Origin of the sequence: Streptomyces zinciresistens K42 (assembly GCF_000225525.1) — a bacterium.
In the GTDB taxonomy this organism is placed as follows: domain Bacteria; phylum Actinomycetota; class Actinomycetes; order Streptomycetales; family Streptomycetaceae; genus Streptomyces; species Streptomyces zinciresistens.
Map to the genome: position 1 here is coordinate 1 of NZ_AGBF01000183.1, position 13,837 is coordinate 13,837.

The following is a 13,837-nucleotide window of genomic DNA, read 5'->3' on the forward strand; positions in this document are numbered from 1 at the left end:
CCCCCGAAGTAGCCGCTTCGGGGGCGCACGGGCGAGACAGGTCGGTCAGCGGCGCAAAGCCCAGGAAACGAGGCCGCTCACCACGTCGGTGGCGTCGGTGACACGGCCGGACTCCAGCTCATCGGCACGGGCCTCCAACTCCTCGGCCCGCGCCTCGTTGCCGCGCTCACGCACAACACGGGCCGCCGCACGGTTGTCGACGGCCTGCTTCTTCAAACGGTCCATGAACCGTCCTCTCGACGGACGGTGAAGCCCCACGGCTCCCCGCACCCCGGCCGTACGGCCCCGCACACGGCGGGCCGGACGGCCGGGGGAGGCAACCGGCGCAGCGTGAGCCGCCGCGAATCCGGTGGAAAGTGACCGGTCGTCCGCAGCACTGCGGGGTGCTCACGGACCGGGGACGCAACGGCGCCGCCGTGCCGGTCGGTCACGGCCACGCCCATCGGGGCGGATCGATCAGCGGCCGGTCACCACAGGTACGGATGCGGGCCGCGGGGGCGCTGCGGGAGGGGTTCCTTCGTCTTCTCGTGCTCGGTGCCGGCCGTCACCGACCGCCCCGGGCACGGGCGTTGTCCTCGCTGCGCTTGTTCGCTTCGGCGTTCTTGCGCGCCAGCTCGGCACGCTCCTCGTCTGTCAGACTGAGCACCACAGGTTGCCTCCAGTCAGGCGCCTGTATGCGGTCCCTCGGGGTGCAACCCGGGGGACCGCCCCTGTATCCGGAGTCGGCGGATTCCGGCTCCCCGCGCTCCCGTCCGTACAGCCGGCACACCAAAGCGCCGACCGGACGGGCAGGAGAGGCAGCCGGCCGCAGCGTCGTGCGCTGCGAGCCAGGAACGGACCGGGCTTGCTGTTCAGGCACCGCCGGCCGGTCCGAGCGGCGGCACCTTGGTATGTCGTCGGTTCACGACCGACCTCCCGCGTTCGCAGGGACACGGCTTTCACCGATGCTCCGTTGCCACGGGGCACCGATCCCGAGCCGGTGAAGTCGGGCGCGTCATCGTCACTGCTCTGACGCCAGCAGGGCGGCGCGTGACCAGGTGGCAGGCCCCGTGGTTGCCCTCCCGTGAGGAAGGGATGATCCCCGGAACTGTTCTCCAGAGCCGGTACGCAGGACAGGACAGGTTCACCTGCCACGAAGTGGCCGCCGGCGGCCATCACCCGGGCCGTCGCGGGGACGGGGTCTCACCCCATCAACTCGTCACTCTGTTCAGTTCTCAAATAACTGGCGCTGCCTTCGTACTCACCCCTGCGGGCTTTCCTCCGGGCACTGTCTGTGCAGGTCAAGCGGTTTCCCCCTTGAGTCGGGGCAACCTTTCATTGACTAGCTTGCACTAGTCTGCTGTAGCGCACAACCCCTACGGGGTGATGCGCACTAGTTCGCTGTGGTGGGTACCCTCAAGGCATGACTGTCACAGGAGGGCCCAAGCCGAAGGCCGTGCAGGTCGCAGACGCGCTCCGCGACGACATCAAGAAGATGAAGCCAGGGGAGAAACTCCCCTCTCAGCGAGAGCTGATGGACCGCTTCGGGTACGCCAGCCAGACCATCCAGAACGGGCTAGCCGCACTGCGGACCGAGGGGTTGATCGTGTCGGCGGGGAACCTGGGCAACTTCGTCAGCGACGGGTCTGCCCCGGGTGGCGACGTACGTGATGACATCAAGGAAATCCGCTCCCAACTCCAGGTGTTGACCGAACGGCTCGAAGCGCTGGAAAGCCGCTCCGCACCGGGTGGCGCTTGATCTGCAACCAGCATGGGAGTAACGGAGTGTGTGAGGTAAGTGACAGCAAGGGGACGGCGAAGGGGAGGTGGGGACATGTCCAGTGACACCCCCCTGTCCCCTTCCTTGTCCCCCCTGCCCGCGCGCGAGACTCGGAGTAGAGGCACTCAGAGGAGGGCGCATGACTGACGACAGGCCCGCATGGGCACGGCGTATTGCTGCCGAACGGCAAGCGCGCGACTGGTCACAGCGCGACGCGGTCAGGGCCTTGCGCGCGCACGCGCCCACGGAGCTCCCGGCAGACGAGAGCATGATTCGCCAGTGGAAGCGCTGGGAGTCCGGCCAGGCACCAAACGACTTCTATCAACCGATCATCGCGGCCTTGTTCGGCACAGTGACGCACGCCCTCTTCCCTGCGCCAGCCCGCCGGGACGGAGACAAGGAGATCCTGGCGGCGAGCGGCATGGAGACTCTGGAGATCGTGAGTCGCCTGAACCGGTCCGACGTCGACAGCGCGACCCTCGATGCTCTTCGGATCACCACGGACCGCCTCTGCTCTGAGTACCCGTTCATGCCGAGTGCTCAGCTCCTCATCGAGGGACGGCAGTGGCTCCGCCGCGTTGTTGACCTGCACACGAAGAGCCTCACCCTTGCCCAACATCGCGAAGTGCTTGCGCTGTCAGGTTGGCTCGCCTTGCTGGTCGGCTGTGTCGAGTACGACACAGGGGACCGCCACGCGGCCGAGTCGACGCGGCGTGCCGCTCTCTCGCTCGCTACCGAGTCCGACCATCCGGAGGTGGCGGGGTGGGCACACGAGATGCGGGCGTGGTTCGCCCTCACGACCGGCGATTATCGCGGGGTCATCGCGGCAGCGCAGGCCGGGGCAGAGACCGCAGCACACCACGGCGTCGCCGTTCAGCTCGCCGGCCAGGAAGCCAAGGCATGGGCACGACTCGGGGACCGTCGACAGGTTGAGGTGGCCCTCGACAAGGGGCGCCGGCTGCTAGAGGGAATGCCGTATCCCGAGAACCTCGACAACCATTTCGTCGTTGACCCCGCCAAGTTCGACTTCTACGCGATGGACTGCTACCGGCTGGTTGGGGAGGACCGACTTGCGCGAACACTCGCGAGCGAGGTTCTGCGTGCGGGCACGGACTTCGACGGCACAGAGCGATCACCCATGCGGAACGCCGAAGCGCGGGTAACCCTGGGGGTCACCGCAGCGCGAGAGGGCGACCTCGAACAAGCCCTCATCCACGGCGAGCGCGCCCTACAGGGCGACCGACAGTCCGTCCCTTCCCTGATCATGACCAGTCGGGAACTCGCGGCAGTCATGAGGCAGCGCTACAGCACCGAACCAGCGGCACAGGACTACCTGAACCACCTGCAAGACCTGGGCAGGGCGAAGCCGGGCTTCCTCCCCTCCTGAGCGGCACAAACAGAAAGCGGGCGCGGCCTCCGAGTGAGGCCGCGCCCGTCTCGGTTTCCGCGCTCACCTGGTCAGTTCAGTACCGTTCGCCGTCCTGGCTTTCGTCCAGTACGCCACCGTACGCGCACCCCCTCTGACCAGCACCGCGAACGGCCCCGGACGGCAGCGCGGACAGTTGGAAAGCGTGTTAGGAACACCCCCGAGGGGCTCGGACCGGCTCTCAGCGGCACCACGGCGCGTAACTGGGCCTAGCCGCACCCGGAGGGCACAACGAGGGCACAACAGCTTCATGCGGATTCAACGGCAACCAACGCCAGCGAACGGCATTTGGCCTGTTCAGCGATGTGGCTTGACAGTCTCCGCAGATCATGCGGAAGAGGGCGGCACCCCCGCACAGGGTGCCGCCCTCCTCGGTGCACCGGAGCCGCCGCCCATCGGTCTTGAGGGTCGGGGACGGGCGACGGCTCCGGAGTCTTCGCGGGCCCGCGCCGGCGGCGGCCGGGACCGCCGTGACGCGCGCGGGGCGCGGTCAGCGGTGGTCGCTGCCCTCCGCGCTGCTGGCCGCGCGGCCTGCCTCCAGGCGGGCCACCGGGATGCGGAAGGGGGAGCAGGAGACGTAGTCCAGGCCGACCTCGTGGAAGAAGTGGACCGACTCGGGGTCGCCGCCGTGCTCGCCGCAGACGCCGAGCTTGAGGTCGGGCCGGGTCTCGCGGCCCGCCTTCGCCGCGGCGGCGACCAGGGAGCCGACGCCGTCCTTGTCGATCGTCTCGAACGGGCTGACGCCGAAGATGCCCTTCTCCAGGTAGGCGGTGAAGAAGCTCGCCTCCACGTCGTCCCGGCTGAAGCCCCACACGGTCTGGGTGAGGTCGTTGGTGCCGAAGGAGAAGAACTCCGCCGCCTCGGCGATCTGCGCGGCCGTCAGCGCGGCGCGCGGCAGCTCGATCATCGTGCCGATCGCCAGCTTCAGCTTCGTCCCCGTCGCCGCCTCGACCTCGGCGATGACCTGGTCCGCCTCCTCGCGGACGATCTCCAGCTCCTGGACGGTGCCGACGAGCGGGATCATGATCTCGGCACGCGGGTCGCCCTTGGCGCCCTTGCGCTCGGCCGCGGCCTCGGCGATGGCGCGGACCTGCATGGTGAACAGGCCGGGGATGACCAGGCCGAGGCGTACTCCGCGCAGTCCCAGCATCGGGTTCTGCTCGTGCAGCCGGTGCACGGCCTGGAGCAGGCGCAGGTCGTTCTCGTGCGACTCCTGGCGGGACTCGGCCAGTGCCACCCGGACCGACAGCTCGGTGATGTCCGGCAGGAACTCGTGCAGCGGCGGGTCCAGCAGACGGACCGTCACCGGCAGGCCGTCCATCGCGGAGAACAGCTCCACGAAGTCCTTCTTCTGCAGCGGCAGCAGCGCTTCGAGGCTCTCGCGGCGCTCGGCCTCCGTGTCGGCGAGGATCAGCCGCTCGACCAGCTCGCGGCGGTCGCCGAGGAACATGTGCTCCGTGCGGCACAGGCCGATGCCCTGGGCGCCGAAGCGGCGGGCGCGCAGCGCGTCCTCGGCGTTGTCGGCGTTGGCGCGCACCCGCAGCCGCCGCTTGCGGTCGGCGAACGCCATGATGCGGTGCACGGCCTCGACCAGTTGGCCGGCGTCCTGCGCTCCGGCGTGCATCCGGCCCTCGAAGTACTCCACGACGGGGGACGGGACGACCGGGACCTCGCCCAGGTAGACCTTGCCGGAGGAGCCGTCGATCGAGATGACGTCGCCCTCCTCCACCACATGTCCGCCCGGGACCGTCATCCGGCGGCGCTTGGTGTCGACCTCCAGTTCCTCGGCGCCGCAGACACAGGTCTTGCCCATGCCGCGGGCGACCACGGCCGCGTGGGAGGTCTTGCCGCCGCGCGAGGTGAGGATGCCCTCGGCCGCGATCATGCCGTCGAGGTCGTCGGGGTTGGTCTCCCGGCGGACCAGGATGACCTTCTCGCCCGAACGCGACCACTTCACGGCGGTGTACGAGTCGAAGACGGCCTTGCCGACGGCAGCGCCCGGCGACGCCGCGATGCCCCGGCCGACCTGCGCGACCTTGGCGTCCTCGTCGAACCTGGGGAACATCAGCTGGGCGAGCTGGGCGCCGTTGACGCGCTGGAGGGCCTCCGCCTCGTCGATGAGGCCCTGGTCCACGAGCTGGGTCGCGATACGGAAGGCGGCGCCCGCCGTGCGCTTGCCGACGCGGGTCTGGAGCATCCACAGCTGACCGCGCTCGATCGTGAACTCGATGTCGCACAGGTCCTTGTAGTGGTTCTCCAGCGTCTCCATGATCCGCATCAGCTGGTCGTACGACTTCTTGTCGATCGACTCCAGCTCGGCGAGCGGGACGGTGTTGCGGATGCCGGCGACGACGTCCTCGCCCTGGGCGTTCTGGAGGTAGTCGCCGTAGACGCCCTGGTGTCCGGAGGCGGGGTCGCGGGTGAAGGCGACGCCGGTGCCGGAGTCGGGGCCGAGGTTGCCGAAGACCATGGAGCAGACGTTGACGGCCGTGCCGAGGTCGTGCGGGATGCGCTCCTGGCGGCGGTAGAGCTTGGCCCGGTCGCCGTTCCAGGAGTCGAAGACCGCCTTGATGGCGAGGTCCATCTGCTCGCGCGGGTCCTGCGGGAAGTCCCGGCCGGCCTCCTTCTTGACGATCTTCTTGAAGGCGGTGACGAGCTTCTTGAGGTCGGCGGCCTCCAGGTCGGTGTCGACCGTGACCTTCCTGGCCTCCTTGGCCTTGTCGAGGGCTTCCTCGAAGAGGTCGCCGTCGACGCCGAGGACGGTCTTGCCGAACATCTGGATGAGGCGCCGGTAGGAGTCCCAGGCGAACCGCTCGTCGCCGGCCTGCTCGGCGAGGCCCTTCACGGACGTGTCGGAGAGTCCGATGTTGAGGACCGTGTCCATCATCCCGGGCATCGAGAACTTCGCGCCGGAGCGGACGGAGACGAGCAGCGGGCTGTCGGCCTGGCCGAGGGTCTTGCCCATGCGGGCTTCGAGGGCGTCGAGGTGCGCACTCACCTCGTCACGCAGTGCCGCCGGCTCCTCGCCGCTGTCGAGGTAGACCTTGCAGGCTTCGGTGGTGATCGTGAAGCCGGGAGGGACGGGGAGCCCCAGGTTGGTCATCTCGGCGAGGTTGGCGCCCTTGCCACCGAGGAGGTCCTTGAGCTCCTTGTTTCCCTCGGTGAAGTCGTAGACGAGCTTCGCTGCGTGGGGTTCTTCGTTTTCCGACACGGTCTCGACTCCCTCGAGGACGCGGTGGCTGCCCTGACGGCGAGGAACATACCCAGATCGAAGGCGCCTGGGTACGTCCACTCTCGTGTCATGCGCCTGTAACCACCCGTCCGCCAGTGGATCGAAAGTCAAGGCTTGGCAAGCCGTTACGGCCGGATGTTTTCACTTCTTGAACACATGAATCCTCAAAAGCGCCCCTGATCGCTCATGTGAGCAGGTAGCCCTCGCGTCTGAGTTCGATCGGTGAACGTTCCGACGGTGGCACCCAGTGCCACCCTTTGGAGAAGTGCAGTCGCCCGCAATCTGCTCATCTGAGCGCAACCCTTATCAAGGGTGGCGAGAATCACGCTCTCACAGCCGACCGGATGTCACCATGCGGACGCGTCGCGGAACTTTACCGACCGTAGTTTTGGCTGTTCGTGATGTTCATGCTGGCCTGTGACCTGGGCATTCCGGATCCGTTTACCGACCGGCTTCGGGATGTCCGTCGACCTGAGACGACCACAGGACTACTTCCAACGCCTCTGGAGCACCGCCTTCAGGGCCTCCGACCTCGCCCAGACGAACACCGACGACCAAGACGACTGCAAGAACGACGACGAAGGGAGGGCGGCATGACCGTCCCCGCACCGAGGACATCCGCCGCCCACACGGCCCGCCGCAAAAGCCAGTCTGGACACCCTGGAGCGTGTCCGCGCAGCGCTCCGTCAACTGCAGAAGGAGACGGCCGTGATCTCCGTCGCTGCGGTTGCCCGACGAGCGGCAGCCTCACGAACCTTCATCTACTCCAACCCCGAAGCCCACACCGCCGTCACCACGGCCATGGCCGCCGCTCACCACGACCGCGACCAAGCCACCACCGCCGAGGCCAGCGGCCGTGAGGCGTCATGGCGCGAGCGAGCCCTGAACGCCGAGGACGCGCTCAAGGCCGCGAACGCCGAGATCCTCGCCCAACGAACCCAAATCGGTGAACTCCTCGGTCAGGTACGAGACTTGGAGGCGGAATGGACCCAGGAATCCATCCTGCGGATCACCACCGAAAACACGTCCCTAAAGCAGCGGGTCCGCAAGCTCACCGAGGACAACCGAACCCTGGACGAACGCCTCAAGGCAGCCCGCTCCAACAACCGCTTCCAGGACCGACGAATCGCCGATCTCGAAGCTCAGCTCACCGAGCAAACCTGACCGCCATGACCCTCCGCGTCCCCGGCCGCCTCCAGCGGCCGGGGACGATATCCCACAAGGTCATGTCCCGATCATTTCGATCAGTCATAGAGCGGAGAGACTGTTTGACTGCCCTGAAGCGCCGCCAAGGGAATTGCCCTCCTACATTCCGGCTCGCTGAGATAGTGCAGGAGTTCCCTCCCGCCCCACGCTTTTACTGCGGTCGCATCAGGTCCAAGTCCTCTCCCCATGCGTCCAGTACCGCGTTGTGGCCGGCCCGTCGGGCCGCTGCCTCCACCTGCGCGAAGAGGGCACGCTGGGTGGACACGTCACCCGTTGCTGCGATGCGGTCCGCAGAGTCGAGCAGCATGACGGTGTCCCAGCCCGGCAGCGGAAACCGGGCAAGCTCCCACTCCAGATACTTGTTGAAAGGGCGAGGACGACGGTCGAGCGCGAAAAGCAACTCAAGCAAGAACCGGAAGCTGTCGGCGGCGTCGAGCCTGGATGCAAGCGCATGTCCGTCGCGATGGTTCTTGACTGAGCGGTAGAGGGAGTTGGAGTAGGCGTCGAGCCACTTGTCCGCCTCCTGGAAGGCTTCGTCAGCATCGAGCCGCGCCTTGTCAGCGAGGATTCGAGCGATACCTCCGTCAAGCCGATCGAGTAGGATCTCGGCCCGCCCGAGTGCGTATCGGTCAAAGCCAGGCATGCCAGCACTGCCGCGGAACTCATCAAGGGAGAGAACCACCAGATCGAGCTCCGGGGTGCGGTAACCAGCGAACCGGGTGAGGTCCGTCGTACTGTCACCGTCGAGAACGACATATAGATCGTGGTCAGAGTGTTCGGTGGTCATGCCCTCATGGGCCCGAGAACCCTTCAGGACAAGGCCGACAACAGCCGAGTCAGCGACCGCGAGCTCGACGAACGCGTCGTAGGTGATGGCCTTATGAAGAGTCATGGCTGAACTCCCGGTGTGGTGGTGACGGGTATGCCAACTAGACGGCCCCGATGAACACATCGGGCCGCCCACCGTCTGCAGCAGCGCTTGGCCGCCGCCCGGAAGATCAACGCACACGCAGACAGTACCGCGTAACAAGCCTCAAGGTCTCACCCTCGAGCGACCTCACCCACCCAGACCGCTCTGGGCACCAGAGGAGCAACGTGCAGTCGGTGTCGAGAGGAGCCACTAACATCATCACGGACATGTAAACTATGCATCACTGCAGGTCAGAGCAACCATCCAGCTCCCTGCGGTCGGTAAAAGCCCCGGAGGCCGCGCCGTCACACACCCAGCGCGACCAGCCGTTCCTCCACGCTCTCCGGGGCGTACAGGTGCTCCACGACCAGGGCCGCCGCACCCACCAGTCCGGCCCGCTCCCCCAGGCGCGAGGTCACGATGCTCAAGTGAGCCGTGGACCGCGGCAGCGCCCGCTGGTACAGCAGCTCCCGCACCCCGGTCAGGAAGGCGGTGCCCGCCAGGTCCCCGGCGATCATCAGCACCCCGGGGTTGAGCAGCGTCACCACGGTCGCCAGCACGTCCCCGACCTGCCGCCCCGCCTCCCGGGCCAGCGCCGCCGCGCCCGGGTGCCCGGCCGCCAGCAGATCCCGTACGTCCGAGCCGGAGGCCGCGGGCACCCCGGTGGCCGCCAGCCGCCGGGCCACGGCGCCCCCGCTCGCGACGGCCGCCAGGCAGCCCTGCGCCCCGCACCGGCACCGGGCGTCCGTGCCCACCCGGATGTGCCCGATGTCGCCCGCGCCGCCGTCGACGCCCCGGTACACCGAGCCGTCGACCACGACCCCGGCGCCGATCCCGGTGGAGACCTTGACCAGGACGAACGCCGAGCAGTCGGCGAAGCCCGTGCGCTGCTCGCCGTACGCCATCAGGTTGGCGTCGTTGTCGACGAGCACCGGGACCGGGGCGGCGCCGGCGGCCCGCGCGAACGCCCCGGCCAGCCGCTCCCGTATGTCGTAGCCGTCCCAGCCCGGCATGATCGGCGGCTGCACCACCCGGCCGGTGGCGCTGTCGACGGGGCCGGGGACGGCGAGCCCGATGCCGCACACCTGCCGCGGCGCGCGGCCCGCCTTCTCCAGCAGTGCGGCGAACCAGTGGCCGAGGTCGCCGAGCACCGCGTCCGGGCCGTCCTCGACGAGCAGCGTGCCGCTGTGCTCGGCGAGGATCCCGCCGCTCAGGGACACGACGGCCGCGCGGGCGTGCCGGGTGTCCAGATCGGCGGCGAGGACGACGGCGTGGGCGTCGTCGAACTCCAGGGTGACCGCGGGCCTGCCGCCGAGCGGCGAACCGACCGGGCCGCCCGCGCCCTCGCGCAGCCAGCCCGCGCGGAAGAGCCGGTCGAGCCGGTGGCCGACGGTGGCACGGGAGAGGCCGGTGGCCTGCTGGAGCGCCCCGCGTGTGACGGCCCGCCCGCTGCGCACCAGTTGGAGCAGATCTCCCGCGCTCACCTGACCCCGTGCGCTCATGCACACCCCCTTGTGTTTCTCAAGTTTGCCTTACATATTGAGTTTTGCGTGTTAACTAGACGTAACCCTACGGCGGCCACGACCGAACCGGTCGGGCCGGACGCCTTCCCGGGGAGTCCCGAGTGGATCGCACCGCCCAGCTCACCGCCCGAACCACCGCGCCCACCACGGCACATGACATCGCATACGATCCCCCGCCGGGCTCCCCGCAGCACCGCGCCGCCCGGGTGCTGGAGGCCAACTGGACGGGCTCGTCCACGGTGCCCTCGCGGGCGCTGTACCCCCACCAGTGGTCCTGGGACTCGGCGTTCATCGCGATCGGCCTGCGGCACCTGTCGCCGTCACGGGCGCAGACCGAGCTGGAGACGCTGCTGGCGGCCCAGTGGGGTGACGGACGCGTCCCGCACATCGTGTTCAACCCCTCCGTCCCGCTCGACGCCTACTTCCCGAGCCCCGACTTCTGGCGCTCCTCCACCGCGGGCCGCGCCGCCGGGGCCCCGCGCACCGTACAGACCTCCGGCATCGTCCAGCCACCCGTGCACGCCCTGGCCGCGTGGCTGGTGCACGAGGCGGACCCCGGGCTGTCGCGGGCGCGCGGCTTCCTCGCCCGGGTGTATCCGCGGCTGGCCGCCTGGCACCGCTATCTGCTGCACCGGCGGGACCTGGGCGGCGGCGGGCTCGCATCCGTCGTGCACCCCTGGGAGCAGGGCATGGACAACAGCCCCTGCTGGGACGCCCCGCTGGCCCGGGTGACCCCCGCCCCGGCCCGCTCCTTCCGCCGCGCCGACCTGGACCACGGCTGCGCCGGGGACCGGCCCACGGACCTGGACTACGGGCGGTACGTGCGCCTCGCGGCCGACTACCGCGACGGCGGATACGCCGACGGGGCGGGCGCGTTCGCGGTCGAGGACCCCGCGTTCAACGCGCTGCTGATCGCCTCGGAGCACGCACTGGCCCGGATCGCAAGGGAGTTGGGGGCGACGGGCACCGCCCGGCACGCGCGCGCGGAGCGGCTGACGGCGGCGCTGGTGGAGCGGATGTGGGACCCGGCGCGGGAGATCTTCCTCTGCCGGGACGTGCGCGGCGGAGGGCTGATCCCGGAGCGGGCGGTCTGCGGGCTGGTCCCGCTCCTGCTGCCGACGCTCCCGCGCGAGATCGCCGCGGCCCTGGTCCGCACGGCCGGCGGACCGCACTTCGGCCTCGGCGCCGCCACCCGTCTCGTCCCTTCCTACGACCTGCTCGGCGAGGCGTTCGACCGGCACCGCTACTGGCGCGGCCCCGCCTGGTTCAACACGTCCTGGCTGCTGGAGCGCGGTCTGCGCACGCACGGCGAGAGGGGCCGGGCCGACGCCCTGCGCACCGCGTTGCTGGACCTCGCCGCCGCGTCCGACCACGCCGAGTACGTCGATCCGTACACCGGCGAGGCGTGCGGGGCCACCGGCTTCGGCTGGACGGCCGCCCTCGCGCTCGACCTGCTGCACGCGCGCGGGGCGCCCGCCGAAGCCGATGCGGCCGGGCAAGCCCGGGAAGCGAGGACGGACCGCGGGGACGAGGAAACCGAGCACAGCGAGCGCACCGAGCACACCGAGCACACCGAGCAAGCCGAGCAAGCCGAGCAAGCCGAGGGTGACATGGGATTGCAGAGAGGGGACGGGGGATGACGGACCGGCATCATCTGCTCGTGTACGGGGGCACGTTCGCCGCGGTGGGCGACGGCGGGGACATCAGCGGGATGCGGGCGGCGGGCTCGCCCGAGGGGCTGTTCGTGCGCGACGCGCGGCATCTGAGCCGCTGGCAGCTGACCGTGGACGGGGCGGTGCCCGAGGTGCTGAGCCCGGTCGCCGACGGGGACGCCGCGCGCTGCGTGCTGGTCCCGCGCGGCGGCCGCGACGAGCCTTGCGCGTACACGCTCTTTCGTGAACAGGCCGTCGGGGACAGCTCGTTCGTGGAGTGCCTGCGGGTGACCAGCAACCGGCCGGTGCCGTCGTCGGTTCGGCTCGCGATCACCGCCGACGCCGACTTCAGCGACCAGTTCGAGCTGCGCTCGGACCACCGTACGTACGTCAAGACCGGTGCCGTGCGCTCCCGTCAAGTGCTGGACCACGGCGTGGAGTTCGCCTACCGGCGCGGCGCCTGGCGGTCGGTGACGACCGTGGCGGCCGACCCGGCGCCGGACGCCGTCGAGGAGACGGGCACGGGCGCCCGGCGGCTGGTGTGGACGCTGGAGCTGCCGCCGCACGGCACGGCGGAGCTGACCCTGCGCGTGATGGCCCGTCCGCACGGCGAGCGACGGGCCCTGCGGGTCCCGCGCTCCCCGGCCGCGCTGAGCGGCCGGCTCCTCGCCGAGGAGGGCGAGTTCGTGGCGGGCGTGCCCCTCCCGACGGGCTGGCCCGAGCTGGCCGCGGCCTGTGCGCGCGGCCTCGCCGATCTGGCCGCGCTCCAGGTCCCGGCGGCCGGCCCGGACGGCGAGGAACTGCGCGTACCGGCCGCCGGGGCGCCCTGGTTCCTCACGCTCCTGGGCCGGGACGCGCTGCTGACCTCGCTGTTCACCCTGCCCTACCGGCCCCGGCCGGCCGCCGACGTACTGGCCGCGCTGGCCGCCACGCAGGCCACCCGGACCGACGCCGACGCGGTCGCCCAGCCCGGGAAGATCGTGCACGAGGTGCGGCACGGCGAGCTGGCCCACTTCGGGCAGGTCCCCTACGGCCGCTACTACGGCTCGGTGGACGCGACGCCGCTGTTCCTGGTGCTGCTGGGCGCGTACGTGGAGCGGACCGCCGACGCGGCCGCGGCCCGCCGTCTGGAACCGCACGCGCGGGCGGCGGTCGGCTGGATGCTGGACCACGGCGGGCTGACCTCGCGGGGATACCTGGTCTACCGGGCCGACCAGGGCGGGCTCGCCAACCAGAACTGGAAGGACTCCCCCGGCGCCATCTGCTCGGCGGACGGCACCCGGCCCGGCGGCCCGGTGATGGCGGCGGGCGCGCAGGGCTACGCCTACGACGCGCTGCGGCGCACGGCCTGGCTGGCCCGCACGGTGTGGGGGGACGCGACGTACGCGGCGCTCCTGGAGCAGGCCGCGGCCGATCTGCGGGACCGCTTCCAGCGGGACTTCTGGATGCCGCGCCACGACTTCCCGGCTCTCGCGCTGGACGGCGAGGGCAACCAGCTGGACGCGCTGGCCTCGGACGCCGGGCATCTGCTGTGGTCGGGGCTGCTGGACAAGCAGTACGGCGAGTCGGTGGGCCGGCGCCTGCTGGAGCCGGACTTCTTCTCCGGCTGGGGCGTGCGCACGCTGGCGTCCGGGCAGCCGGCGTACCACCCGCTGTCGTACCACCGGGGTTCGGTCTGGCCGCACGACAACGCGCTGACGGCGCTGGGCCTGGCCCGTTACGGGCTGCACGACGAGGCCCGTACGGTCGCGCACGCCCTGGTCGACGCGGCGACGGCGACCGGCCACCGGCTCCCGGAGGTGCTCGCCGGATACGGCCGCGACACCCACCCCGAGCCGGTCCCCTACCCGCACGCCTGCGCACGCGAGTCCCGCTCGGCGGCGGCCCCGCTGGCCCTGCTCACGGCGATCGGCGGCGCCTGAACCACCCGGTGACGCGGGGCGCGGGAGGGCCGGGCCCGGCGGTTGGCCGAACGTTTGCCGGGTGTTTGCCGCGGCCCGGCCCGCGGACCTGAACGCACCTCGCCGGCGGGCCGTACGGAACGGCGGCGGACCCCGGGTCCGCCGCCTCACCGGGTTACGTACGGAAGGACCTCCGGGTGTCTGTCTCCACACGCCGCGACCAGCCGC

Annotated in this window: 9 protein-coding genes; 5 read left to right on the plus strand and 4 right to left on the minus strand. The window is 70.2% G+C overall.

Annotated elements, in window-relative coordinates:
- Window positions 1–45: 45 nt before the first annotated feature.
- Window positions 46–225, minus strand: a complete 180-nt coding sequence (locus tag SZN_RS29955; protein WP_007502354.1) for a hypothetical protein — start codon at window positions 223–225, stop codon at window positions 46–48.
- A 1,177-nt stretch (window positions 226–1,402) separates the two neighbouring features.
- On the opposite strand from SZN_RS29955, the gene SZN_RS29960 reads away from it, so the two are divergent.
- Together SZN_RS29960 and SZN_RS29965 are read left to right on the plus strand one after the other, a co-directional pair.
- On the plus strand, window positions 1,403–1,738 hold the full coding sequence (locus SZN_RS29960) for a winged helix-turn-helix domain-containing protein (protein WP_244313442.1): 336 nt from the start codon (window positions 1,403–1,405) through the stop codon (window positions 1,736–1,738).
- Between the two features lie 160 nt (window positions 1,739–1,898).
- Window positions 1,899–3,146: an NsdA family TPR-like regulatory protein gene (locus SZN_RS29965; RefSeq protein WP_007502357.1), complete on the plus strand. Its 1,248-nt coding sequence runs from the start codon at window positions 1,899–1,901 to the stop codon at window positions 3,144–3,146.
- A 529-nt stretch (window positions 3,147–3,675) separates the two neighbouring features.
- Here the strand turns inward: SZN_RS29965 and ppdK are convergent.
- Window positions 3,676–6,396, minus strand: coding sequence for a pyruvate, phosphate dikinase (gene ppdK / locus SZN_RS29970; RefSeq protein WP_007502358.1), 2,721 nt, complete (start codon window positions 6,394–6,396; stop codon window positions 3,676–3,678).
- Window positions 6,397–7,107: 711 nt separating this feature from the next.
- Here ppdK and SZN_RS29980 point away from each other — a divergent pair.
- Entirely contained in the window at window positions 7,108–7,581 is a 474-nt protein-coding gene (locus tag SZN_RS29980) for a hypothetical protein (protein WP_244313443.1), read from the plus strand.
- Between the two features lie 193 nt (window positions 7,582–7,774).
- Here the strand turns inward: SZN_RS29980 and SZN_RS29985 are convergent, their stop codons facing one another.
- Together SZN_RS29985 and SZN_RS29990 are read right to left on the minus strand one after the other, a co-directional pair.
- The gene (locus SZN_RS29985; protein ID WP_007502361.1) at window positions 7,775–8,515 is read right to left on the minus strand and encodes a hypothetical protein; all 741 of its coding nucleotides are present in this window, start codon (window positions 8,513–8,515) and stop codon (window positions 7,775–7,777) included.
- A 323-nt stretch (window positions 8,516–8,838) separates the two neighbouring features.
- Window positions 8,839–10,035 carry an ROK family protein gene (locus SZN_RS29990; RefSeq protein ID WP_043733932.1) on the minus strand — a complete coding sequence of 399 codons (1,197 nt, stop codon included), beginning with the start codon at window positions 10,033–10,035 and terminating at the stop codon, window positions 8,839–8,841.
- Between the two features lie 122 nt (window positions 10,036–10,157).
- On the opposite strand from SZN_RS29990, the gene SZN_RS29995 reads away from it, so the two are divergent.
- A complete protein-coding gene (locus tag SZN_RS29995) occupies window positions 10,158–11,696 on the plus strand; it encodes an MGH1-like glycoside hydrolase domain-containing protein (protein ID WP_007502365.1) in 1,539 nt (512 codons plus the stop codon).
- Window positions 11,693–13,630, plus strand: a complete 1,938-nt coding sequence (locus tag SZN_RS30000) for an amylo-alpha-1,6-glucosidase (RefSeq protein WP_007502367.1) — start codon at window positions 11,693–11,695, stop codon at window positions 13,628–13,630. Before SZN_RS29995 ends, SZN_RS30000 begins: the two co-directional genes overlap by 4 nt.
- The last annotated feature ends 207 nt before the right edge of the window (window positions 13,631–13,837 follow it).